This is a genomic window from Halothiobacillus neapolitanus c2, from assembly GCF_000024765.1.
GTDB lineage: Bacteria > Pseudomonadota > Gammaproteobacteria > Halothiobacillales > Halothiobacillaceae > Halothiobacillus > Halothiobacillus neapolitanus.
In genome coordinates this window covers 2,073,710-2,097,105 of record NC_013422.1, presented here as the reverse complement: position 1 = coordinate 2,097,105, position 23,396 = coordinate 2,073,710, and the positions used below count along the sequence as shown (strand labels likewise).

Sequence of the window (23,396 nt, the reverse complement as noted above, 5' to 3'; positions counted from 1 at the left end):
GATGACGGAACAAGTCTGCTTTGCGACGATGCAGTTTGATGAGCCCTGGACGCTTGAGAGTTACCTCAAGACCGGAGGCTATTCGGCCTGGCGCAAAATCCTGGCCGAAAAAACCGATCCCGCACTGATTATCGAAGAACTGAAAACCTCAAACCTTCGCGGTAGAGGCGGTGCGGGCTTCCCGACCGGCCTCAAATGGTCCTTCATGCCGCGCAATGCGCCCGGTCAGAAGTATGTCGTTTGCAACTCGGATGAGTCCGAGCCGGGTACTGCGAAAGATCGTCAGATTTTGCTTAATAATCCTCATGCTCTGGTGGAAGGCATGGCGATTGCGGGTTACACCATTGGCGCCACGGTGGGTTACAACTACATGCGCGGCGAGTTCACCGACTTGGTGTTCCGCCGTTTTGAAACCGCGGTCAAGGAAGCGTACGAGTTGGGCTTGCTGGGCAAAAATCTGCAAGGCTCCGGCATTGATTTCGATCTGTACGGCTCGTTGGGCGCCGGCGCCTACATCTGCGGGGAAGAGACGGCCTTACTCGAATCTCTGGAAGGCAAGAAAGGCCAACCGCGATTCAAGCCCCCGTTCCCGGCAAATTTTGGTTTGTACGGACGTCCGACCACGGTAAACAACACCGAAACACTGTCGTCGGTTCCCGCCATCATGCGCAACGGCGGCCAGTGGTTTGCGGACTTGGGCGTGCCGAACAGCGGCGGCCTCAAGTTGTTCTCGGTTTCAGGTCATGTGAACAAGCCGGGTGTCTTTGAAATCCCCATGGGTTTACCCTTCAGTGAACTGCTGTCCATGGCCGGTGGCGTACGCGAAGGTCGCAAGCTCAAGGCGGTGATCCCGGGCGGTACCTCTACTCCGGTAGTGCCGGGTTCCGTGATGATGCAGACCAACATGGATTATGACTCGATCGCCAAATCAGGCACGTTCCTTGGTTCGGGCGGCCTGATCGTGATCGATGACTCGGCATGCATGGTCGAAGCCTTGCGCCGCATTTCTCGCTTCTACTATTCGGAGTCATGCGGTCAATGCACGCCCTGCCGTGAGGGTACTGGTTGGCTTTACCGGATGCTCACCCGCGTTGTTGAAGGCAAAGGCGCCATGGCCGATTTGAACCGATTGGATGATGTGGCCAGCAAGATCGAAGGGCGAACCATTTGTGCGTTGGGCGATGCGGCCGCCGTTCCTGTGCGGAGCTTCCTTAAGCATTTCCGTCACGAATTTGAATATTACATCGAGCATGGCCACAGCATGATTGCTGACGGTTTGGCGACGGTCTAACAGAAACAGGGTTAAGTCTTTGAGTATTCATGACGATTTGATCACCATCGAAGTTGATGGCCTCCCCCTGAAAGGACGCAAGGGCGATATGCTGATCGAAGTGACCGATCAGGCGGGCATCAACATTCCACGCTTTTGCTATCACCGCAAACTATCGATCGCGGCCAACTGCCGCATGTGTCTGGTTGAAGTGGCTCGTGCGCCTAAGCCGTTGCCCGCCTGTTCCACGCCCATTTCCGAAGGCATGAAGGTGCAAACGCGCAGCCCGAAAGCGCTGGCGGCGCAACGTGCGACCATGGAGTTTTTGCTGATCAACCACCCGCTTGATTGCCCAATTTGCGATCAGGGCGGTGAGTGCGAGTTGCAGGATCTGGCCATGGGTTATGGTGAAGGCGTCGGGCAATACTCCGAGGTCAAGCGGGTCGTCAAGGATAAAGACATCGGTCCACTGATTGCCACCGATATGACGCGCTGCATCCACTGCACGCGCTGTGTGCGTTTCGGTGAAGAAATCGCCGGTTTGAAAGAATTGGGTGTGGTTGGTCGTTCCGATCACATGGAAATCGGCACCTACATTGCCAAAAGCGTGACATCAGAATTATCCGGCAACGTGATTGACCTGTGCCCGGTGGGTGCCCTCACGGCCAAGCCGTCGCGATATACCGCCCGTCCGTGGGAATTGGTGCAGCAAGCGCACATCTCAACTCATGATGCCTTCGGCTCTAATCTGTACCTCCACACGCGTGATGGACAGGTCATGCGTACGGTGCCGCGCGATAACGATCTGATCAATGAAACCTGGCTATCGGATCGCGATCGTTATGCCTACACCGGCTTGTTTACCGAAGATCGTCTGGCACAGCCGATGATCAAGCGAGATGGGCAATGGCATGCAACGGATTGGGATACCGCACTCGCTCTTGTGGCCGAAAAAATTCAAGGCATCGTGCAGCAGCAGGGCGCTCAGGCCCTGGGCGGACTGATCTCTCCCAACTCGAGCCTTGAAGAACTGTACCTGTTCCAGAAAATCATTCGTGGCATGGGCTCGAATAACGTCGATCATCGCCTGCGCCAGACTGATTTCTCGGCCGATGCGGGCGATCCGGTCATGCCGTGGTTTGGCATAGACATCGCCCAGATCAGCCAGCTCAAATCGGTGCTGGTGATCGGTGGTTCGATCCGTGAGGACATTCCACTGTTTGGTCATCGTCTGCGCATGGCGGCGTTGACCAAGCGCGCCCGAATACATGTGGTTTATCCGGTTAAAGAATCTCTGACCTTCTCCGCTGCGCAATGGGCTTGTGCTCCAGACGGCGGTTTGTTGGATGTGCTGATTGCCTTGAGTCGAGCCTCAGGCGTGACTTTGCCCGAAGGGCTCACAGAGTCTGCACCGGTCGATACGGAACTGTGCACTCAAATTCTTGCTGATCTCAAAAAAGGCGCGAATACTGCGATCTTCTTGGGGCATCTGGCGCAGAACGATCCGCAGTACGGCGCGATTCGCTATCTGGCCGGTCGTTTGTCCAAGGCGCTTGATGTTTCTCTGGGCATTCTGCCGCAAGGCGGTAATCAGCCGGGGGCTTGGTTGGCGGGCGCCGTGCCGCATCGTCTGGCGGGTGGTCAGGCTGCTGTCGGATCAGGAGCAAATGCCCAAACACTGCTGCAGTCGCCTAAGCCTGCGATGTTGTTGTGTGGTATCGATCCGGATCTCGATACTCAGGCGGGCGCTGAAGCGTTGGACCGCTTGCGTGCGGCAGAATGCGTGGTCAGTCTGGTTTCTCACCTCACCCCCAGCCAACTTGAGTTTGCGGATATTTTACTGCCGATTGGTACCGCTGTTGAATCTGCGGGCACGTGGGTCAATGGCGAAGGCCGTTGGCAGCCACAACGCGGCATCGTCCGCTCTTGGGCCCAGTCCCGTCCGGGTTGGAAGGTACTGCGCGTTCTCGGTAATCTACTGGATCTGAGTGGCTTTGATTTCATGGACGCCGCCGAGGTGCGTGCGGAAGTGCAATCCCAGTGCGCTCAGGTCAGCCTGAGCAACGAAAGTGACGTACTCGGCGCTGTCCGACCGGCGACTGCCCCATCGGCGGATGGCTGGGTGCGCATTGCACCAGTGGCGATGTATGCCGTCGATGGCGTCATTCGCCGTGCCAAGCCTTTGCAAGTAACGGATTTGGCGAATAAACAGCGCCATTGCCTCGTTAACCCGGCTGATGCTGCGCAACAGAACTGGGATGAGGGCAGTGTCGTGACCATCACCCAGTCCGGTTGTTCAACGGAGATGACGGTTAAATTCGATGATTCCGTGCCGCAAGGCGCATTGCTGATTTATGTCAGCGAAGCGAGTGTTGCGCTGCCAGCCATCGGCGGTTTGGTTGAAGTGTCACGGGAGGTCGTGGCATGTTGACCCAATTCTTACATCCGGTCATCGGCTGGATGTCACCATCCTGGCAATATCTGGTGGTCAATACACTCTGGGTACTGGTCATCCTTCTCCCGTTGGTTATTGCCGTGGCTTATCTGACGTATTTCGAAAGAAAGGTCATCGGTTACATGCAGGTGCGCATCGGCCCGAATCGGGTCGGCCCGTTAGGTTTGTTCCAGCCGTTTGCCGACGTGTTCAAACTGCTCTTCAAAGAAATCATCACCCCAAACGTCGCCAATAAATTCATTTTTTATCTGGCGCCGGTGTTGATTCTGGTGGCTTCTTTCATCGGATGGGCGGTCATCCCCTTCGATAAAGGCTGGGTACTTGCCAACATCAATGCAGGCTTGCTGTACGTGCTGGCGATCGGTGCGGCCGGTGTCTATGGCGTGATTCTGGCCGGTTGGGCATCCAACTCGAAGTACGCTCTGCTGGGCGGAATGCGTTCCGCCGCACACAAGGTTGCGTATGAGTTGGCGATGGGCTTTGCGCTGGTGGGTGTGCTGATGGCGGCCCGGAGTTTGAACCTGACCGAGATCGTCGAGCATCAATCCGGCAACATTCTGACGTGGTACTGGTTGCCGTTGCTGCCCATGTTCGTGGTGTATTTCATCTCCGGCGTGGCCGAAACCAACCGCGCACCGTTTGATATCACGGAAGGCGAATCGGAACTCGTCGCCGGTTTCCACGTTGAATACTCGGGCATTACGTTTGCTCTGTTTATGTTGGCCGAATATGCCAGCATGATCCTGATTTCGGCCCTGACCGCCGTGTTGTTTCTCGGTGGCTGGCTTTCTCCTTTTCAGGGCACCGCGCTGGAATCGGTTTTTGGGTTCGTTCCCGGGATCTTCTGGTTCTTTATCAAGATTGCGATCCTGCTGTTCCTGTTCTTGTGGTTCCGGGCTACGTTTCCACGCTATCGGTATGATCAGATCATGCGGTTGGGCTGGAAGGTCTTCATTCCCGTAACCATCGTCTGGATTTTCGTAGAGGGTGTGTTGGTGTATTTCAAGGTTGGGCCTTGGTTTTCTTGAGCTTGGGTTTTCCTGATCTCGGGTTGACCAAATTTGATTTGGCACGAGATAACACCCAGAGGTAATGGGCGATGAACGCATTCAAACAATTTGTAAAAACTTGGTTTTTGTGGGAACTGTTCCTGGGGTTGTCGGTGACCGGCAAGTACTTTTTTGGCCGAAAGTTCACCGTGCAGTACCCCGAAGAAAAAACCCCGATGTCCCCGCGATTTCGCGGGTTGCACGCCCTTCGTCGTTACGCCAATGGCGAAGAACGTTGCATTGCCTGCAAACTGTGCGAGGCGGTCTGTCCGGCGCTAGCGATTACCATCGAATCTGAGCAGCGGGCAGACGGTACCCGTCGCACCACGCGCTACGATATCGACTTGTTCAAGTGTATTTATTGTGGTTTTTGTGAAGAGGCTTGCCCCGTAGATTCGATTGTCGAAACTCGCGTATTCGAGTATCACTTTGAAGCGCGCGGCGAGCAGATCATGACGAAAGAAAAACTGCTGGAGATTGGTGATCGCCTAGAGTCGCAGATTGCAGCCGATCGACTGGCCGACGCCCCGTACCGTTGAGATTGGTTGTGATTACTCGTCATGAACAGTCGGTATTACAGCCGGAATTAATCAGGAACGCTTGAATGACTTTGTATCAGTTTCTCTTTTATGTGTTTGCCTCATCGGCCGTCATTTCGGCCATACGGGTGGTCACGGTTAAAAACCCGGTTCATGCGGCACTGTTCCTGGTGCTGACATTTTTCACCACCTCGTTGACCTGGATTCTGATGGAAGCGGAATTTCTCGGCATCGTGCTGTTGCTCGTGTACGTCGGTGCGGTGATGGTGCTGTTCCTGTTTGTGGTCATGATGCTCGATATCAATCTGGCACCATTGCGCGAGGGTTTTGTGCGCAACTTGCCGGTCGGTGTCTTTGTTGCGCTGGTGATGGTGATCGAGTTAGGCCTGATCGTCGGTTCTCATGCCTTTGGTCTGGCGAATTATCCCGCGCCGACCGCGGCGGCAGCAGGCACCTCCAACACGTTGGCTCTTGGGTCGGTTCTGTACACCGAATATGTCTATCCCTTCGAAATTGCGGCATTCATTTTGCTGGTTGCGATTGTTGCGGCTATCTCATTGGCACATCGCAAGCGTGAGGGCGTTCTTTACCAGAACATCGATCAACAGGTGAAGGTCAATCGAGACGACCGGGTTCGCATGGTGAAGATGGTTTCCTCGACACCCGTCGTATCGGAGGCCGACGACGGCAAGTCAAATTCATCGGGAGAAAAGCGCCGTGATTAGTCTGTCCCAGTTCTTGGTATTCGGAGCCATCCTCTTTTCCATCAGCGTAGCGGGTATCTTTCTGAATCGGAAAAATGTCCTCGTCCTGTTGATGGCGATTGAGTTGATGCTGTTGGCAGTCAATGTCAATTTCATCGCCTTCTCGCATTTTCTCGGCAATATCAATGGTCAGGTATTTGTGTTTTTCGTGTTAACCGTAGCGGCTGCGGAAGCAGCGATCGGCCTGGCCATTCTGGTGACGCTGTTCCGTAATCGCCGGACCATCAATGTCGAAGATCTGACGGCGATGAAGGGTTAAGGTATGGAAAAAATCTATCTCATCATCGCCTTGTCCCCATTGGTCGGCGCCTTGATCGCCGGTCTGTTCGGAAAGCAGATCGGCCGTGCCGGTGCCCACTGGGTGACCAATATCGGCGTCGGAATCTCGTTCATACTCTCCTTGTACGCTTTTTACATGCATGTCTGGGGCGGGTTGCCCACCTACGACGCCACTGTGTATACCTGGGCGGCAACGGATGCGTTCCATTTCGATGTTGGCTTCATGGTCGACCGCCTCACGGTTCTGATGATGGTCGTCGTCACCAGCGTCAGTCTGATGGTGCATATATATACCATCGGGTACATGGCCGATGATCCGGGTTACCAGCGTTTCTTCAGTTACATTTCTTTGTTCACCTTCTCCATGCTCATGCTGGTGATGGCGAACAATCTGCTGCAATTGTTCTTTGGCTGGGAAGCGGTGGGGCTGGTTTCTTACCTGCTGATCGGTTTCTGGTACAAAAAGGAAAGCGCGATTTTTGCCAATCTCAAGGCTTTCATTGTCAACCGCGTGGGCGATTTCGGCTTTCTGCTGGGTATTGCTGCCATCTTGATGTACACCAACACGCTGGACTACGCCACGTTCTTCGAGCGCCTGCCTGTCTTGGCCAGTGTAAAGGTCGAGTATTGGCCCGGTGTGGAATGGTCGTTGCCGACCGTGATTGCCATCCTGCTGTTTATCGGCGCCATGGGTAAATCGGCTCAGGTGCCTTTGCATGTGTGGCTGCCTGATTCGATGGAAGGCCCGACGCCAATTTCTGCCCTGATCCACGCCGCGACAATGGTAACCGCCGGTATTTTCATGGTGGCGCGCTTCTCGCCTCTGTTCGAAATGTCCGATGCGGCACTGTCATTTATTATGGTGATTGGTGCGATTACAGCGTTGTTCATGGGGTTGCTGGGCATCGTTCAGAACGACATCAAGCGCGTCATTGCCTACTCAACCCTGTCCCAGCTCGGTTATATGACTGTGGCGCTCGGTGCTTCGGCTTACTCTGCCGCGATTTTTCATCTCATGACCCATGCTTTTTTCAAGGCCTTGCTGTTCCTCGCCGCCGGCTCGGTGATCATCGCCATGCACCATGAACAGGACATCCGCAAGATGGGTGGCCTGTGGAAGTACATGCCGGTCACGTTCATCACCTTCCTGATCGGCTCACTGGCCTTGATCGGTTTCCCCGGTACATCGGGATTCTTCTCAAAAGACAGCATCATCCTGGCAGTTCATGCTTCCCAGCTACCCGGCGCAACCTTCGCCTATTGGGCAGTGCTGCTGGGCGTGTTCGTGACGGCCTTCTATACCTTCCGGATGTTTTTCCTCGTGTTCTTTGGCAAGGAGCGTATGGATGCGCACACGCGTTCGCATTTGCACGAATCACCCAAAGTGGTCACGGTGCCGCTGATTCTGTTGTCCGTACCTGCATTACTGGTTGGCTTCTTCGCTATTGATCCGCTCTTGTTCTCCGGTTTCTTCGAACAGGCGATTGTGGTTATGCCGGGTCATGATGCGATGGCTAATCTGCACGAGCATTACCATGGCGCATTGGCCATGATGGGACACAGCCTGAACAGCCCTGTTTTCTGGCTTGCTATCGCTGGCGTGGCGCTTTCCGCTGTCATGTATCTCATCATGCCCGGCTCGCTTCCAGCGATGTTCGCCAAGGTATTTGCCTGGCCGAAGCGAGTTCTGGACGGTGCCTACGGCTTTGACGATTTCAACAACGCTGTGTTCGGTGGCGGTTCACGGTTGCTGGGGCGTGGCTTCTGGCGTATCGGTGACGTACGGCTCATCGATGGCCTGATGGTAAATGGTACGGCGGGCGTAATCGGTGCAACGGCCATGAAGTGGCGCAAGCTTCAGACGGGTTATCTCTATCACTATGCGTTTGTCATGATTTTGGGCTTGATCGGTTTAATGACCTGGATCGTGTTTTTACGTTGACCTTTTGTAAATGGATACTGGTTTAATGCTTCCTTCTTCTTGGCCGATGCTTAGCCTGATTGTTTGGCTCCCGATTATCGCGGGTATCTTCGTGATGTGGTTTGGGGCGGGTCGTGCCCGCTTTGCCCGTTGGTTCGCTCTGGCCAGCTCGGTTGTTGTCTTTTTGCTCAGTCTTGCCTTGTTACCCGGCTTTGATACCCATACCTACGCCATGCAATTCGTCGAACGAGTTGCTTGGATTCCGCAGTTCGGTATCCATTACCACCTCGGTGTGGATGGGATTTCCTTGCCCCTGTTGATCCTGACGACGTTCACGACGGTGATTGTCATCGTGTCCGCCTGGGAAGTTATTCAAGAGAAAGCGCACCAATATCTGGCGGCCTTCCTGATCATGGAAGGCATGATGAACGGCACTTTCGCCGCGCTTGATGCCATCGTCTTCTATTTCTTCTTCGAAGGGATGCTGATTCCGATGTTCGTCATCATCGGGATTTGGGGTGGTCCGCGGCGCGTGTACGCGACGATCAAGTTCTTTCTTTATACCTTCCTCGGTTCGGTGTTCATGCTGATCGCGCTGATCTACATGTACTTCAAGGGCGGCAGCTTCTCGATCCTGCACATGCAGCAACTGCCGTTGACGCTGACCGAGCAGGTGCTGATTTTCCTGGCGTTCTTTATTGCGTTCGCCGTCAAGATCCCGATGTGGCCGGTTCATACTTGGTTGCCCGATGCGCACGTCGAGGCGCCGACCGGCGGTTCCGTGATTCTGGCAGCCATTATGCTGAAGATCGGCGGGTATGGCTTCCTGCGGTTTTCGCTGCCGATTACGCCCGATGCGTCTGCATTGCTGGATAGCATGATCATCGCCTTCTCGCTAATCGCAATTGTCTACATCGGTTTTGTTGCCCTCGTTCAGAGCGACATGAAGAAGCTGGTTGCCTATTCGTCCATTTCTCATATGGGCTTTGTGACACTGGGTATGTTCGTGATCTTCATGATCGCGGCCAACCCGCTGAATGTCAGCGGTAGCGGTGTGCGTTTGGCACTCGAAGGCGCGATGGTGCAAATGATTTCCCACGGCCTCATTTCAGCCGCCATGTTCCTCTCGATCGGCGTGCTGTACGACCGCCTGCACTCCCGGGAAATTTCTGCCTACGGTGGCGTGGTCAATACCATGCCCTGGTTTGCCGCGATGGTCGTGGTGTTTGCCATGGCGAACGTCGGCCTGCCGGGCACATCCGGTTTCGTCGGTGAGTTCATGGTTATTCTTGCCTCATTCAAAGCCAATTTCTGGATTGCCCTGCTGGCTGCGCTCACGCTTATCATTGGTGCCTCGTACACCTTGTGGATGGTCAAGCGGGTTATTTTCGGCGACGTTCAGAACGAGGGCGTGGCCAAACTCAAGGACGTCAACAAGCGAGAAGCCTGGATGCTGGGCAGTCTTGTCGTCTTGATCATTCTGGTCGGTATCTGGCCAAATCCGCTGCTCGACTTGATGCACGCCACGATTGAACATCTCGCGCAACAAGCGCTGACCTCAAAACTGTGAACCTCGACATGCCGAATTTGACCTCCTTGAATCTGATGCCGGTACTCCCCGAAATTATCCTCGCGGGGATGGCGTGCCTGATTTTGCTGATTGATCCGTTCATGCCACGACACGGACGGAATGTGAGCTATGCGCTTTCATTGCTCACCCTCGTGGTTCTCTTCATCGTTACGCTGATGCAGATGTCGCCCACGGTTCGTATGAGCTTTGGTGGCATGGTGGTCAATGACCCCATGTCCGACATCATGAAACTGGCCTCTTATATCTCTCTTGCTGCCGTGTTGATCATGTCGCGCGGGTACCTGCGTGATCGAGGCATGGACAAGGGCGAGTACTACATGCTCGCGATGTTCGGCTTGCTGGGCATGATAATCCTGATCTCCGCAAATCATCTGCTCTTGATTTATCTGGGCCTTGAGCTGATGTCGCTGTCGATGTACGCCCTGACGGCATTCAAGCGTGACGATGGTCGTGCTTCCGAGGCGGCGATGAAGTATTTCATTCTCGGTGCACTGGCTTCGGGGTTACTGCTTTACGGTATGTCCCTGCTGTATGGCGTCACCGGTGGTCAACTCATGTTGACCGATATCGCCTCCGCATTGAGCCATGATTCCAGTTCGCTGGCATTGAAGGCAGCCGTGGTGCTGATCGTTGTCGGCGCCATCTTCAAACTCGGCGTGGCCCCATTCCACATGTGGTTACCGGATGTGTATGAAGGCGCGCCTACCGCCGTCACGCTGTATCTCTCCACGGCACCCAAACTCGCCGCATTGGCGATGGTGATTCGTCTGCTGGTAGATGGCATGGGTGGTGCCTTTGCAGACTGGCAACCGGTCTTGATCGTGGCTGTCGTGCTCTCACTGGCGATTGGTAACATCGTCGCGATTGCTCAAACCAGCTTCAAGCGGATGCTGACCTATTCCACCATCAGTCACGTCGGTTTTGTGATGCTGGGTATTCTCTCTGGTACAGACGTGGGCTATTCGGCCGCGCTGTTCTACACCCTGGCTTACATTGTGATGACCACGGGCGGTTTCGGCATGATTCTCCTGCTGGCCAAGCAGGGTTATGAAGCGGAGAGCCTGGATGATTTGCGCGGTTTGAACGACCGAAGCCCGACCATGGCCTTCGTGTTTCTGCTGTTGATGTTCTCCATGGCGGGAATTCCGTTCACGCTGGGCTTCTGGGCGAAACTTGCGGTGCTTCAGGCTGTCGTAGGTATTGGCATGTGGTGGTTGGCGGTTTATGCGGTCGTCATGTCGGTTATCGGTGCGTTCTATTACCTGCGCGCTGTGAAGTTCGTCTACTTCGACGCACCAACAGACCAATCACCCGTCAATCCGGACTGGAATGTTCGCGGCGTACTTGCTTTGAGCGGACTGTTGGTGCTTGTTTTGGGTATCTTCCCCGGCGCTCTGGTTGGCTTGGCATCCCGCGCATTTGGTGGTTTTTAAGATTTGATACATGGGCTTTGCCCTGCCATTTTGATGAATGGCATTAATGGCGTTTAGATTGGCCCTGGAGTGTTTTGATGGTTAACGAGACCTTGGTTCAAGGATACATAGTCGCCCTGTTGGTGCTGGCTAACCTGCCCTTTATCAATCAGCGCCTGTTCGTCCTGATTCCGGTCGTCAAGGCCGGTCAGCGAAAGCCATTCTGGTTTCGGCTCGTGGAATGGTTTGTTCTTTATGCCGTCGGGATCGGGATCGGGCTTTACCTTGAAGATCAGATCGGCGGTATTCAGCACAAGCCTTGGGAATTCTGGGTGGTAACACTCTTCATGTTCGCCACATTGGCTTCACCAGGGTTTATCTGGCAGTACCAGCTCAAAAAGCAATTGGTGTCTGCTCGATAAGCAGCCGATTCCCTAAGATCAGCAGTTTTCCGGGCCCACTTCGCGTGGGCCTATTCGTGTCCGAGGCTTAGCTTGCGCACGGCTTTTAGGTATTGACCGCGACGGAGTAACAGCGCCCAGCGTGTGCCGCCGACTTGTCGCCACAACACGGTCGCCCGTACGCCTGCAAGCAGCAGACTACGAATGTGGCTGGCGATTCGCGGTTCTTCAAGAAATCGTTTTTCACCATTGATGACGATGCGAACGGGCAGCGTGCTGATGGTTTCCCGATACAGCTGGTTGAGATCGGTCATCAGTGCATCATCCACACCATGCTCCAGAAACGCAGGTTTGAGGGTTTCTAGCCGTTGGTGCAGCTTGCGCATCATGTCTGAGTCATTCATGAAGGCTTTGGTCACGCCGATCAGATTGACGGCATAACGGATGATTTCCGTATCGGATGCCTGACGCTCGCCACCAGAAAGCAGTTTCAGAAAGCTTTCAAGGCCTAGGTTCAGGTCATGGATATTGCCACCGAAGGTATCCGCCGTATCCTTGGGGTCGAAGTTGAACAGAGATTGTATATTCGCGGCGATCAGGTGCTCGTGTTCGATGCGACCTTCGTAGGCAAGTTCGCGCACAAGTCGGCAACACTGCAAAACCGCGGCAATGGCGATGGTCTGGTCTTCAATCGTACTCATGAGGTTTCGGCTCGGAGGAATGGTTGGGTTGCGGCTCAGGTTACGGCTTCTTCAATCACGGCGCCACCAAGACAGACATCTCCGTGATAGAAGACGATGGACTGTCCCGGCGTGATGGCGCGTTGGGGCTGATCGAATACGACTTGGAGCTGGTCTTTGGATATAGTCATGACTGTGCAGGGTTGATCGGGTTGACGGTATCGAATCTTGGCAGTCAGGCGAAGCGGGTAGGGGCCAACAAGCTTCGTTGGATCATTGATCCAGTGAATCTGTCCGGCGCGCAACGCGGGGGCAAATAGCGCCGGGTGATCTTGCCCCTGAGCCACGATAAGCGTGTTGTCCCCGAGATTTTTCCCCGCGACATACCAGGGTTGATCACCCTGATCCCGCAGCCCGCCAATGCCCAAGCCTTGCCGTTGACCGATGGTGTGATACATCAAGCCCTGATGTTGACCAACAACCTGGCCATCTACGGTAACAATGTCGCCCGGTTGCGCCGGCAGGTAGGTCTTCAGGAACTCGCTGAATCGACGTTCGCCGATGAAGCAGATGCCCGTGGAGTCTTTTTTGGTTGCTGTTTTGAAGCCCGCTTGTTCGGCAATACGCCGTACCTCGGGCTTTTCCATTTCACCGATAGGAAAAAGTGCCGAGGCAAGCTGTTCCCTACTGAGCGCATGCAGGAAGTAGCTCTGGTCCTTGTTGGCATCCAGTCCTTTCAATAGGCACGTTTCGCCCGAGTCATCGGGTAACGCGTGCTGGACACGTGCATAGTGTCCTGTGGCGATGTAATCTGCGCCCAGCGTTCGGGCGTGATCGAGAAACGCACGAAACTTGATTTCACGGTTGCAGAGGATGTCGGGGTTGGGTGTTCTACCCGCGCGGTATTCATCCAGAAAGTGGGCGAACACCCGATCCCAGTAATCCTGGGCGAAATTCACAAAATGAAACTCGATCCCGAGGCGATCGGCAACAGACAACGCATCGAGCATATCGGCCTTGGCTGCGCAGTACTCGTCGTTGTCATCACCCTCCCAGTTCTTCATGAACAGGCCTTCGACCTGGTAACCCGCTTCGATTAAACGCAGGGCGGCAACCGAGGAATCCACCCCGCCGGACAAGCCAACAATCACGCGTGTATCTTGCGGGCGTTTAAGCGTGTTCTGCGTCATGTTTTTATTCCAGTCAAGGAATGAAGCGCGGCAAGATCAAAGCATTGCCCCTGCTGGAAATCCTCGATGCAGCGCAGGACGAAAGGCGAGCGAAGGTCGGCCTGCCTTGCGCTGATTTCCTCTTTTGTAAGCCATTCTATCGATTGTATGGTCGCATCCAGGGGTAAAGACAGATCGGGTGAGGGGTCGACGCTGCCGATGATGGCTACCCGCATGATTCTGTGACCCGTAGCCGGATTATGGTGATAAACCCCCAATAAGGCCTCAGGGTGGAAGTGATGTTGCGTTTCTTCCAGAACTTCCCGTTTGACGGCTTCGATAAGGCTTTCACCCGGTTCGACGTGTCCGGCAGGCTGATTGAGTTTGATTTGCCCGTCAATCAATTCCTTTACCAGCAGAAATCGTTCCTCACGAAAAATGATGCCAGCAACGGTAATGGCAGACAGGGGGCGATGGGTGATGGGATTCATAGCGAAATTATACGCTCAGACGGACCAGCTCGGGGTGCTGAGGTCGATAAGTGTTACGACGAAGACTCATTCTTCTGAAAAGTCGACATAAACTCAACCAGCTTCTCGACGGCTTGGAGTTCTAGCCCGTTGTACATGGACGCACGAATCCCGCCAATGACTCGATGTCCGGACAGGCCAGAGAAACCGGCATCTCTGCTGGCAGACAGGAAGCGTTGCTCCAATTCCGGCGTTTTGAGATTGAACACGGCATTCATCACTGAACGATCCGTTCGTGCTGCACGCCCAAGATAAAAGCCGTCGCTCTGATCGAGTGCTTCATAAAGCAGGGCTGCTTTGCGTTGATTGAGTGTGTTCATGGCGTTCAGCCCGCCGATGTCGTCCAAAAGCCAGCGTGTGACGAGCAAGACGACGTAGATGGCGAAAACCGGCGGGGTGTTGTAATTCGAATGAGCCTTGATATGGCTGCGATAGTCCAGCCAACCCGGAAGGTTATCGGGCATGTTCTGCAGCAATTCGTCTCGAATCAGGACGACGGTCACACCCGCCGGGCCGATATTCTTCTGCGCATGGGCATAGATGATGGAAAAGCGCTCGGCTTCGCAAGGTTTGGACAAGAAATCAGAAGACATGTCGCAGACACGCGGCACATCGTCTCGCCCCAAAACGCGATGAAACTGCAACCCTTCGACCGTCTCATTGGAGACATAATGCAGGTAGGGTGCGTCGGCGGAAAAATCCAGCTCGTCATTGGCAGGAAGCCTGTGGAAACCATCTGACTCTCCACTCCACAAGACATGCGGGTTGGTTTCTTTGCGGGCTTCACCCAGCACTTTACCGCTCCAGTAACCCGTATGCAGATATTCCGGGTGTTTGTTTTTTCCGTGCAGCAGGGTCATGGGTACCATGGAAAACTGTTGGGTCGCACCGCCTTGCAGGAACAGCACGTGGTAGGACTTATCGAGCCCCAGCAGGCGTCGAATATTGTTTTCAAGCTCTGTCACAACGCCTAAGAACCAGTCGGATCGATGACTGATGCCAAGAATGGAAAGACCAACCTCAGGCACGCACATAATGGATTTCTGAACCTGCGCGAGGACGGCTGCGGGTAGCGCGCCCGGCCCACCGGAGAAATTCAGGCCGTTATTCAAATTTTGCTGCAAAGGCATCGGTTTATCCCGTTTCAGCGGTGGATGTTGCCAATAACTGACGAAAGGCGGTCTGAATTTGCTGGATCGGCTCTCGTTTATAAGGGAACAACTCAACCGGGTCCATGGCGTGCACGACCATCACATGATCGATTTCGAAAATAAGCAGATCTCCTGCTTGCGTTTCGGCGCCGTCAAACAAGACATAGTCCAACCCCATTCGTTCCGCGATCATGTCGAGCGCCTGGCCATGTCGGGCGATGAATGCGTCAAAATTGATCATGAAGCGTGCTTCTTCCTGCCGTTTTTCCGCATCTTCATACATGCCCGCGTTGACGTAATGGATCATCCAGTGCGCGGAAACAGCCATGTGAACGGCAAAGGGTTTTCCATCGACCAGTGCGATGCGGAACTTGCGAAACAGGCCATCGGATCCGCTGTAGTCGATGAAGGGCGCGATGAAGAACTCTGTTGAGGAAACTTGATCCAGATAGCGCTGTAATGCAGCTCTATCTGCCACGCGTTCAAGATCACGACCGGCGTGGGAGTCGAGCGGGCGCACGATCAGCGGGAAGTCGAGGCCAGCGGCAATGACCGATAGGGTGTGTGAGGTTTCGGCAATGGCTGTCAGTTGTGCTCGGGACGTGCGGTACGTCGTCGGTATGAGTAAGCCCGGGATGTCCTGCAGTATCTGGCAGGCCGTGTCCCGTTGGGTATTCGGGATGGCTTGCGGGGAATTCAACACGCGCACGGGCCAAGCTTGGAGCGCGGCGGCCAGTTCGGTCAGAAGTGCGCGGTGCTGTGGGGCATCGCCTATCGCAACGAAAACAGCATCATGAGCCGGTAACGGGTCGGGTAGGAGCGCGTCGAGTGCGCAGTAGTGGCAAATCAGATCAATATCACTGCCTTCGAGCAAGCAATCCAGCGGTGTATTGGCCGCGATGTCACCCGGAACCATCAGCATAAGAACGCTGAAGCTGCTCGGCTGCGCCAATGCAGGAATCTCAAAGCTGCGTTGTAGCGATAATCCCTGATTCAGCGTGGCAAATGCGGATTCACGTTGCCCCAGACTGAACATCAAAGTGGACAGGTTCATCCAGAGGTTTGCATCCTGCGGGAATTGGTTCAGGTTGCCTAGAGCCGCTCTGGCAAATGCCTGCAAATCCTGCCCTTCGATGCTGGCTCTCAGAAAGGGAGCCAACCCCAAGAAAGGGGTGGAGGGAATGTCCACGTGGTCTTCTTCAGTCATGTCTTCATTCTCATTCAACTCACTCTATCCACCAAGCAAAATATCGAAGGCGGATTTGGTTCTTGCGGGGCAGTAGGTTATGCAGCCAGAGAGGATAACCTTTTGTGAGAGTTCGGACTGTGGTTGATGTGAAGATTGCTTGTTTTCCAGAGGATCGAGAGGGTGCCCAGATGACACGGTGTCTCGGCGATCATTTTATTTGTATAAGGGTGGAACTTTCTCTCTTGAGGGTTGTTTAATGTGCATAACTTGTGCATTCGGTTAGGTTGTTATCAAGATTCCGCTGTTCTTTTGAATTATTTCTCTTGAATAAGCTGTTTTCCTATGCAAAAGTTATACAACTAATTGACTCGGGTTTTCTTATATGCGAGGTGCCATCCATGGGTAGTGTGACGCAATACAAAAAGTCTGTCGGCAGCGACGGCGTTCAGATTTCAACACGTCAACGGATAGCACCTGATCCTGTGGACGAAGAAGAACTGCTTGCTGTGGATGATGTCGAGTTGGACGACGATATTGACTCTCCGGAGAAAAATGAGGAAGAACTGACAACGACCTTTAGTGCCAGCGATTCTGAGTCGGTTGATCCTGTTCGCTTGTATCTTCGTGATGTTGAAACCGAGCGCTTGCTGACGGCGGAAGAAGAGGTGATTTATTCACGGCGAGCGCAAAGCGGTGATGAATCCGCACGACAAAAAATGATCGTCTGCAATTTGCGCCTGGTGATCAAGATTGCGCGACGTTACATGAATCGAGGCCTCGATTTGCTTGATTTGATCGAGGAAGGAAACATCGGTTTGATGAGAGCGGTCGAAAAGTTCGATCCCGAGCGCGGATTTCGTTTTTCCACCTATGCCACGTGGTGGATTCGGCAGACGATCGAACGCGGTTTGATGAATCAATCCAGAACCGTTCGTTTGCCAGTGCATGTCGTCAAGGAAGTGCATACTTTTAACCGAGCGGCCAGAAAGATTGCGCAAAACCAGAATGCCGAAGTGACCGCTGAACAAATCGCTGATCACCTGGACCGACCCGTAAATGAAGTGCTAAAAATCATGGCATTCAACGAGCGGCAGTCCTCGTTCGATAGCCCGCTGAAAGGCGATGGGGAATTCTCGTTGCTGGACCTGATACCCGATCAGGAAAGCAACCAGCCAGATGAACTATTGCAGGATGCTGGCGTTCATGGATTTCTCGATCAACTCATCGCCCAGCTTGAGAGCAAGCAGCGAGAAGTATTGGTGCGTCGGTATGGATTGCGCGGGTACGAAACGCATACACTCGAAGAAGTGGGCAACCATTTGGGCGTAACACGCGAACGCGTTCGGCAAATTCAGTTGGAAGCAGTGCGGCGATTGAAATCACTGGCTAAAAAGGCTGGTGTTACCGCCGAAGTTATTTTTCCCGACTGATCTGTCTTCTGCGGCGTTGAGTTAGTCGGCGCACAAGATTTGGTATAATCCGAGTTATTCAGAGGAAAACCGCCACTCATTTCGAGAGGCGGTTTTTTTATCGCTGCAAAATTAGCTTAGGTGGGTAATAATTTAAGACCTGAAGGAATCATTTAGGTAAACCGGCCTCATAGAGAGGACCGTCGGCTACTATGGAGATATACTGAAGGGCACCTCGAATAACCCGAGGTTTTCAATGAATCCCGGCGCGCAATGATGACAGCGACCGAATTCTGTTCAATCTCTCAGGCAAAACACCGCTTTTCCGACGATGCCGCCCCGTTTTTACCTCGAATCGCCTCGGGTATCGGCTATTCTAACCATTTCTGGCGTCAGAAAGCCGTGATGCCCACTCGCTGGAAATACGCCAGCCGCTTCAGGTTGTAGCAGGCCGCCATCATTGTCATCGCAAAGTTTGCCCGCGCCTGACCAATGGTGCGCAGCAGCTTGCCCCCCATCTGCTCAATGGCACCGAACACATGCTCGACCCTGGCGCGTGTTTTGGCGATGCGATGGTTGCGTCCCTGTTGAGCTTCGGATAACGGCTTGTTCCGTTTGCCCTTACGCTGAATCCGGTTCCGGTATCCATTTGCCTTGAGCCATTGTTCGCGTTCTTCGGACGGATAACCCCGATCAGCGTAGACATCCCGACTCGTATTGGCCGGATCGATCACTGCATCGAAATGCTGACTGTCGTGGGTACTGGCCGTGTCCGTCACGATTTTGCGGATGAACTTGTGCTTCTTGTCAACATTCACTGAAAGCTTGTAGCCGTGCTGGCTCTTGCCATGCTTTTTGGTCCAGGTCGCATCCAGGTCTTTTTGACGGCGCTTGCCCGGTTGCCAGTCGGCCGGCATCGCATCCGCTTTGAGCTGTTCCTTGTCTTCCTTGGAAAAAGACTGCTTCGGCGCTGGCACCAGCGTAGCATCAATGATCTGGCCACCACGGGCGATAAAGCCCTTCTTCAAGAGTTGTGTGGTGACGCCATCAAAGATGACCTGGGCTCCGACTTCGCCGATCCGGTTCTCGAAGGTCCACACGGTGGTGCGATCAGGGATGTTGGTTGCCTGGGACAGACCACAGAAGCGCTTGTAGCTCATGCGGTCAAGCAGTTGGTATTCCATCTGTTCGTCGGACAGGTTGTACAGGCGTTTCAAGACCAGAATGCGCACCATGGTCTCGGTCGGGTACGGCGGACGACCGCCTTGAACACTGACGGGCCGCGGCGCAATGCGATCGACTTCTGCCGCCAGGGCGGCAAAGTCGATGCAGGCTTCGATTTCTGCCAAGGGGTCGCCCAACGTGTCAAGCTTATCTCGGTGATGGGTATCAGCAAACAGGTCCGTCTTAATGGCACTACGCTTTTTCATCCCAGTCGGCTCCGCAAACAATCACATGGGAGAATTTTACCCAAAATTGCATGACTGAGGTTTTTCGAGGTGCCCCGTAGTGAGCGGCGCGCTGTTTGTGGCCTCCCCACCAGTCACGACTGGTCCGACGGAGTTGTTTGCTTTTGCATTGAGAATTTGTCACTAGACGTCCTCTCTCTTTGTTGAACCCTGTCGCCACCAATGGCGCATTCAGTCCAGATATTGCCGTATCAAGTCCACAACCAACTTCGGTGATTTCCCCGCTGTTTCGATAATAAGATCGGCAGCCTCGCGGTAGAGCGGCTCGCGCTTCGTCATCAGTTCGTTCAATTTGCCCACTCTGTCTTTTGTCTGAAGCAGCGGTCGCTGGGTATCCATTGCGGTACGTTCCGCCTGTTGCTGAACGGTAGCGTGTAGATAAACCACGAAGCCGCGCTCGGTAAATACTGCCCGATTCTCCGGACGCAAAATCGCTCCGCCTCCCGTAGCCAGAACCCATCCGGAGGTTTGCGTGAGTTCATCGATAACCGCAACTTCCCGATCCCGAAATCCTGACTCGCCCTCAATCTCGAATATCAAAGGAATGGTTGCGCCCGTTCGATGCTCGATTTCCTTATCTGAGTCAAAGAAAGGCAAATTCATGCTGTGGGCTAGCAGTTTACCAATCGTACTTTTGCCTGCCCCCATGGGGCCGATGAGAATAATATTGTTCATTTGGTTATTTTAAGTGAGAAATGAAAAACCCCGCATGGGCGGGGTTTGCTTCGAGTGAAACCCGTTGGGGCTTAGTCGTTGTTTACCAGTGATTGGTCGCTGTTGATGATTTTCGGTGTGACGAAAATAAGCAATTCAAGACGTTGGTTTTTTACTTCTTTATTTTTGAAGAGGTTACCTATGCCTGGTAAGTCTCCAAAGAAAGGCACCTTGTTAATCGAGTTGTTGTTTTCAAACTGATAGATGCCACCAAGTACAACGGTCTCGCCATTTTTAACTTCGACCTTGGTTTTGACCTCACGCGTATTGATTGGCGGATTGGTTGTCCCAGGCAGCAGATTGGTATAATCCGGCTCATCCTTTTTAACGTCAATATCCATGATGATATTGTTGTTCGGAGTAATTTGCGGAGTGACCTCTGTTGAGAGGACGGCTTTCTTGAAGCTGACCGTGTTACTGGCCACACCACCGGCCGTTTGAGTCGCAATGTACGGAATCTCGGTCCCTTGAGAAATCAAGGCCGTATGACCATTGGTGGTTATCACTTTCGGGCTGGAGACGATTTCACCGGTGCCCTCGGATTGAAGTGCAGAGAGCTCCAGATCAAGCAGCACGTTAGAACCCAGAATGGCGAGACCTAAACTGCCGGCAGGGGTGCCACTGATTGGGGTATTAACCATCCAGTCAGTGGGCGCTGTGCCAACCGTACCCGTAGATGCTCCCGCTGTCGGCAAACTTGTTCCTGATGCGACTAAGGGTGCTGTAGATCCTAAACCAAAAGTACTGTTGCCCCGGTTGAACCCGGCCTGCACACCCCAGCGAACACCCAGTTGACGGGCAAAGTTATCGGTCGCAATGACGATGCGGGTTTCAATCAGAACTTGCTTGACGGGTTTGTCGAGTTTGTGGATGAGATCGCGGATGCGGTCAAGCGCACTGGCGGTATCGGTGACAATCAGGCTATTGGAGCGAGGGTCGACTGTAACGCTACCTCGGTCACTGATGAAACGTTGCGCTGTATCACCACCTTTGCCATCCGCAGATGTTTTGCCCGTTTTGGAGGCTGATTCAAGTAGCTTGTAGATATCATCTGCCTTTGCGTAGTTGATCTGGATGATATCTGTTGAAAGAGGTGCGAGTTGTTGAGATTGTTGACGCGCCTCAATTTCAGCTTTGTCGCGCGCCACAATGTCTGCTGTTGGCGCTACATACATGACATTGCCATTTTTGCGCATGGACAAGCCTTTGGTCGTCAGGATCAGGTCGAGTGCCTGATCCCAAGGGACATTTTCGAGACGCAAACTGATAGAACCTTTCACGTCATCACTGACGACAATGTTGTTGCCAGTAAAGTCAGCAATGAGTTGCAGCAGTGGGCGAATCTGAATGTCTTGGAATTTGAGCGTCAGGCGTTCACCGGTGTATTTTTTCTCGCCGACATTCTGTGCGCCTTCAGCTTTAGGTACGGGCTTGACTTCAACGACCAGACGGTTATCCGTCTGATAAGCCATGTGCTCGCCTGCGTTGCGGGTTTTCAGAGTAATGCGACTACCGCTTCCCATTGGACGGACATCTACAGATTCCACTGGGGTGGCAAAGTCTTTTACGCCAAAACGACCGGACTCGACACGAGTGTTCGGCAGATCAATGATGATATTGCTGCCTTCGCTGCGCATTTTCATGGGCGCATTCGGGCCGGAGGTCTGGATGAGCAGTCGACCGGCACCATCAGCTGAACGGCGGAAATCAATGCTTTGCCCACGGTCCATCGCGGTAGCAGGATTATTGTCAGCCATGGTGCTGACCGCCAATCCAGTTGCTGTCGTGTTGCTTGTTGCGGCGGGTTTGAAGGTAACGGTTAATTCGTTGCCTTGCGGGTTAATCGCGTAAGGGGTGGCTTGGGTGAGGTTGAATACAACACGTGTTTTACCCCCGGCTTCGGCCATCATCAGGGACTTCACCGGGCCCAGATTTATCTTCTGAGTCCGTTCCCCTGTTTTGTTTGTTGTGTCAGGCAGGTCAATCGCGACACGAGCCGGGTTGTCAATCTGGAAGTTGTCTGGGCTTCCTGATAACGGCGATGAAAGTTTGAAGTGCACCTGAATAGAACCATCCGCTGTGCGGTCGGTACTAATCGTATTGATGTCGCCTGCATAACCAATGGCGGGAATAAGAATTGATATCGATAATACGCCCAAGGATTGCCGAATGGCTCGGGTCAGTGGTCGATAAAGTGTTTTTGCATCCATAACGCTGTTCATTGCTTTCTATCCCCTTGAATCATTTGGTCGCGTTTTGCTGGACAATCGCAGTTTGCTTGCGCCAGCCGCCCTGTCCGTCGGGCACGATTTCTTCGAGCGTGATCTTGTCGGTCGTGATCTTGACGACCTTGCCGTAATTCATGCCCATGTAGTTACCCACCTGGATTTCATGAATGACACCATCTCCATCTCGAACAAGTGCGTATTTTGTGCCCTTGCGTTCGAGTACCCCCTTCATTGCCAGTGCATCCAGTGGATACATTTCTAGGGGCTCTTTGGGACGGTTCATATCCGGTGTGATGCCACTTCCTTTGTTCGCAGTCTGAGCAACGGCTGGCGCAAACGGTGTGCGATCCTTGGTTTCCACATAACTGAATTTTGGCAAGGGTTTCATTTCAGGAATGGGCTCGATCTGCCCACCTGGTCTGGCGAGAATTCGATCTACCTTTTGTGTCAGATCATTCATGTTATTCGCACAACCACTGAGCATGAGTGTGGCGGGCACTAACACGAACATCCATTTGGCAGATCGTAGTTTCTTCTTGTGGGCAAAAGGTTGATTGTGCCTCATTTGCCTTCTCCTTCACCTTGTTCAAGGTAACGGTAGGTTTTGGTCACAATGGTCATCACAAGCGGCGGGGACTTCATGTCCGGTTTATCTCCTTTTTCCGGCCTGATGGTTGGGTTGTGCAAAGTCACAATCCTGGGCAGGTTTGCCGTGTCACTAATGAATTTTGCCAACTGGTTGTAGGTGCCTTCCAGAGTGAGCGTGTAGGGCATCTCCGCATAGAAGGTGTGCTTGATTTCTCGACCCGGTTGGATTTGTTGGTTCTTAAGGCCATTCTTAAGAGAAGTTTGTGCAACATCGATAATCAGATTTTCTGCTTCGCTTTTGTTCGGCAGTTGTCTGAGCAGCTCACCAAAACGAGTCTGCATCTCCTTGAGCTGATCCTGATAAGCCTTGAGGTTTGCGGCTAACTTTTGTTTTGTTCCAATTGTTTCGAGCAAACTTGCCTCTTGGCGTTGCTTTTGAGCAAGCTCATCCCGTTGAGGCATGGTGTCGAAGTAAATGACTGCACCAACAATCAATACGATGACAAAAAGGAAGATAACCATTCGCGTCCCGAGCGACGCGAGACCGATGGTCTGGAAATCCAGGGTTTTTAGTTCGTTGAGATCCAT

The 23,396-nt window shown here is 53.4% G+C and carries 21 protein-coding genes; 11 read left to right on the top strand and 10 right to left on the bottom strand.

Features of this window, described 5'->3' with window-relative positions; all coding sequences use genetic code 11:
- The first annotated feature begins 1 nt into the window (after nt 1).
- From nuoF to HNEAP_RS09700, 10 genes are all read left to right on the top strand, one after another.
- Nucleotides 2-1,291 (top strand): NADH-quinone oxidoreductase subunit NuoF, encoded by a 1,290-nt coding sequence (gene nuoF / locus HNEAP_RS09745; RefSeq protein ID WP_012824813.1) that lies wholly within the window; start codon nt 2-4, stop codon nt 1,289-1,291.
- A gap of 25 nt (nt 1,292-1,316) precedes the next feature.
- Nucleotides 1,317-3,701, top strand: coding sequence for an NADH-quinone oxidoreductase subunit NuoG (gene nuoG, locus HNEAP_RS09740; protein ID WP_081441192.1), 2,385 nt, complete (start codon nt 1,317-1,319; stop codon nt 3,699-3,701).
- A 29-nt stretch (nt 3,702-3,730) separates the two neighbouring features.
- The gene (gene nuoH / locus HNEAP_RS09735; protein WP_049772589.1) at nt 3,731-4,753 is read left to right on the top strand and encodes an NADH-quinone oxidoreductase subunit NuoH; all 1,023 of its coding nucleotides are present in this window, start codon (nt 3,731-3,733) and stop codon (nt 4,751-4,753) included.
- 71 nt (nt 4,754-4,824) lie between these two features.
- On the top strand, nt 4,825-5,313 hold the full coding sequence (gene nuoI / locus HNEAP_RS09730) for an NADH-quinone oxidoreductase subunit NuoI (RefSeq protein ID WP_012824810.1): 489 nt from the start codon (nt 4,825-4,827) through the stop codon (nt 5,311-5,313).
- 65 nt (nt 5,314-5,378) lie between these two features.
- A complete protein-coding gene (locus tag HNEAP_RS09725) occupies nt 5,379-6,038 on the top strand; it encodes an NADH-quinone oxidoreductase subunit J (protein ID WP_012824809.1) in 660 nt (219 codons plus the stop codon).
- On the top strand, nt 6,031-6,336 hold the full coding sequence (nuoK, locus tag HNEAP_RS09720) for an NADH-quinone oxidoreductase subunit NuoK (RefSeq protein ID WP_012824808.1): 306 nt from the start codon (nt 6,031-6,033) through the stop codon (nt 6,334-6,336). The genes HNEAP_RS09725 and nuoK overlap by 8 nt, the downstream gene beginning before the upstream one ends.
- Before the next feature lie 3 nt (nt 6,337-6,339).
- Nucleotides 6,340-8,298, top strand: coding sequence for an NADH-quinone oxidoreductase subunit L (gene nuoL, locus HNEAP_RS09715; protein ID WP_012824807.1), 1,959 nt, complete (start codon nt 6,340-6,342; stop codon nt 8,296-8,298).
- Between the two features lie 25 nt (nt 8,299-8,323).
- Nucleotides 8,324-9,847, top strand: coding sequence for an NADH-quinone oxidoreductase subunit M (locus tag HNEAP_RS09710; protein WP_012824806.1), 1,524 nt, complete (start codon nt 8,324-8,326; stop codon nt 9,845-9,847).
- Nucleotides 9,844-11,301: an NADH-quinone oxidoreductase subunit NuoN gene (nuoN, locus tag HNEAP_RS09705; protein ID WP_041600423.1), complete on the top strand. Its 1,458-nt coding sequence runs from the start codon at nt 9,844-9,846 to the stop codon at nt 11,299-11,301. Before HNEAP_RS09710 ends, nuoN begins: the two co-directional genes overlap by 4 nt.
- Nucleotides 11,302-11,378: 77 nt before the next feature.
- Entirely contained in the window at nt 11,379-11,702 is a 324-nt protein-coding gene (locus tag HNEAP_RS09700; protein WP_012824804.1) for a DUF2818 family protein, read from the top strand.
- A 50-nt stretch (nt 11,703-11,752) separates the two neighbouring features.
- On the opposite strand, the gene hflD is transcribed toward HNEAP_RS09700, so the two are convergent.
- From hflD to HNEAP_RS09675, 5 genes are read right to left on the bottom strand one after another with little or no spacing between them, the layout of a single operon-like run.
- Nucleotides 11,753-12,382 carry a high frequency lysogenization protein HflD gene (gene hflD / locus HNEAP_RS09695; RefSeq protein WP_012824803.1) on the bottom strand — a complete coding sequence of 210 codons (630 nt, stop codon included), beginning with the start codon at nt 12,380-12,382 and terminating at the stop codon, nt 11,753-11,755.
- Nucleotides 12,383-12,417: 35 nt separating this feature from the next.
- Nucleotides 12,418-13,551, bottom strand: coding sequence for a tRNA 2-thiouridine(34) synthase MnmA (mnmA, locus tag HNEAP_RS09690; RefSeq protein WP_012824802.1), 1,134 nt, complete (start codon nt 13,549-13,551; stop codon nt 12,418-12,420).
- Nucleotides 13,548-14,021 carry an NUDIX hydrolase gene (locus HNEAP_RS09685; protein ID WP_012824801.1) on the bottom strand — a complete coding sequence of 158 codons (474 nt, stop codon included), beginning with the start codon at nt 14,019-14,021 and terminating at the stop codon, nt 13,548-13,550. The genes mnmA and HNEAP_RS09685 overlap by 4 nt, the downstream gene beginning before the upstream one ends.
- Before the next feature lie 53 nt (nt 14,022-14,074).
- A complete protein-coding gene (locus HNEAP_RS09680; protein ID WP_012824800.1) occupies nt 14,075-15,190 on the bottom strand; it encodes a phosphoserine transaminase in 1,116 nt (371 codons plus the stop codon).
- Nucleotides 15,191-15,194: 4 nt separating this feature from the next.
- Nucleotides 15,195-16,418, bottom strand: a complete 1,224-nt coding sequence (locus tag HNEAP_RS09675) for an ATP-grasp domain-containing protein (RefSeq protein ID WP_012824799.1) — start codon at nt 16,416-16,418, stop codon at nt 15,195-15,197.
- 380 nt (nt 16,419-16,798) lie between these two features.
- Between HNEAP_RS09675 and rpoS the strand changes: the two genes are divergently transcribed.
- The gene (rpoS, locus tag HNEAP_RS09670) at nt 16,799-17,830 is read left to right on the top strand and encodes an RNA polymerase sigma factor RpoS (RefSeq protein ID WP_012824798.1); all 1,032 of its coding nucleotides are present in this window, start codon (nt 16,799-16,801) and stop codon (nt 17,828-17,830) included.
- A 371-nt stretch (nt 17,831-18,201) separates the two neighbouring features.
- On the opposite strand, the gene HNEAP_RS09665 is transcribed toward rpoS, so the two are convergent.
- The 5 genes from HNEAP_RS09665 to HNEAP_RS09645 form a co-directional block, all read right to left on the bottom strand.
- Nucleotides 18,202-19,239, bottom strand: coding sequence for an IS5 family transposase (locus HNEAP_RS09665; protein WP_012823370.1), 1,038 nt, complete (start codon nt 19,237-19,239; stop codon nt 18,202-18,204).
- Nucleotides 19,240-19,449: 210 nt separating this feature from the next.
- Complete coding sequence (gene aroK, locus HNEAP_RS09660; RefSeq protein ID WP_012824797.1) at nt 19,450-19,953, bottom strand: shikimate kinase AroK; 504 nt, start codon at nt 19,951-19,953, stop codon at nt 19,450-19,452.
- 71 nt (nt 19,954-20,024) lie between these two features.
- Nucleotides 20,025-22,214, bottom strand: coding sequence for a type IV pilus secretin PilQ (locus HNEAP_RS09655; RefSeq protein WP_012824796.1), 2,190 nt, complete (start codon nt 22,212-22,214; stop codon nt 20,025-20,027).
- Nucleotides 22,215-22,233: 19 nt separating this feature from the next.
- Entirely contained in the window at nt 22,234-22,785 is a 552-nt protein-coding gene (locus tag HNEAP_RS09650; RefSeq protein WP_012824795.1) for a pilus assembly protein PilP, read from the bottom strand.
- Entirely contained in the window at nt 22,782-23,396 is a 615-nt protein-coding gene (locus HNEAP_RS09645; protein WP_012824794.1) for a type IV pilus inner membrane component PilO, read from the bottom strand. Before HNEAP_RS09645 ends, HNEAP_RS09650 begins: the two co-directional genes overlap by 4 nt.

What these genes read in the sequence shown, in the direction of transcription:
- HNEAP_RS09700 (WP_012824804.1), top strand. Translation starts at nt 11,379, where the DNA reads ATGGTTAACGAGACCTTGGTTCAAGGATACATAGTCGCCCTGTTGGTG.
- nuoI (WP_012824810.1), top strand. Translation starts at nt 4,825, where the DNA reads ATGAACGCATTCAAACAATTTGTAAAAACTTGGTTTTTGTGGGAACTG.
- HNEAP_RS09655 (WP_012824796.1), bottom strand. Translation starts at nt 22,214, where the DNA reads ATGAACAGCGTTATGGATGCAAAAACACTTTATCGACCACTGACCCGA.
- HNEAP_RS09645 (WP_012824794.1), bottom strand. Translation starts at nt 23,396, where the DNA reads ATGGATCTCAACGAACTAAAAACCCTGGATTTCCAGACCATCGGTCTC.
- mnmA (WP_012824802.1), bottom strand. Translation starts at nt 13,551, where the DNA reads ATGACGCAGAACACGCTTAAACGCCCGCAAGATACACGCGTGATTGTT.
- HNEAP_RS09685 (WP_012824801.1), bottom strand. Translation starts at nt 14,021, where the DNA reads ATGAATCCCATCACCCATCGCCCCCTGTCTGCCATTACCGTTGCTGGC.
- HNEAP_RS09680 (WP_012824800.1), bottom strand. Translation starts at nt 15,190, where the DNA reads ATGCCTTTGCAGCAAAATTTGAATAACGGCCTGAATTTCTCCGGTGGG.
- HNEAP_RS09650 (WP_012824795.1), bottom strand. Translation starts at nt 22,785, where the DNA reads ATGAGGCACAATCAACCTTTTGCCCACAAGAAGAAACTACGATCTGCC.
- nuoF (WP_012824813.1), top strand. Translation starts at nt 2, where the DNA reads ATGACGGAACAAGTCTGCTTTGCGACGATGCAGTTTGATGAGCCCTGG.
- HNEAP_RS09665 (WP_012823370.1), bottom strand. Translation starts at nt 19,239, where the DNA reads ATGAAAAAGCGTAGTGCCATTAAGACGGACCTGTTTGCTGATACCCAT.
- rpoS (WP_012824798.1), top strand. Translation starts at nt 16,799, where the DNA reads ATGGGTAGTGTGACGCAATACAAAAAGTCTGTCGGCAGCGACGGCGTT.
- hflD (WP_012824803.1), bottom strand. Translation starts at nt 12,382, where the DNA reads ATGAGTACGATTGAAGACCAGACCATCGCCATTGCCGCGGTTTTGCAG.
- nuoL (WP_012824807.1), top strand. Translation starts at nt 6,340, where the DNA reads ATGGAAAAAATCTATCTCATCATCGCCTTGTCCCCATTGGTCGGCGCC.
- HNEAP_RS09710 (WP_012824806.1), top strand. Translation starts at nt 8,324, where the DNA reads ATGCTTCCTTCTTCTTGGCCGATGCTTAGCCTGATTGTTTGGCTCCCG.
- aroK (WP_012824797.1), bottom strand. Translation starts at nt 19,953, where the DNA reads ATGAACAATATTATTCTCATCGGCCCCATGGGGGCAGGCAAAAGTACG.
- HNEAP_RS09675 (WP_012824799.1), bottom strand. Translation starts at nt 16,418, where the DNA reads ATGACTGAAGAAGACCACGTGGACATTCCCTCCACCCCTTTCTTGGGG.
- nuoH (WP_049772589.1), top strand. Translation starts at nt 3,731, where the DNA reads ATGTCACCATCCTGGCAATATCTGGTGGTCAATACACTCTGGGTACTG.
- HNEAP_RS09725 (WP_012824809.1), top strand. Translation starts at nt 5,379, where the DNA reads ATGACTTTGTATCAGTTTCTCTTTTATGTGTTTGCCTCATCGGCCGTC.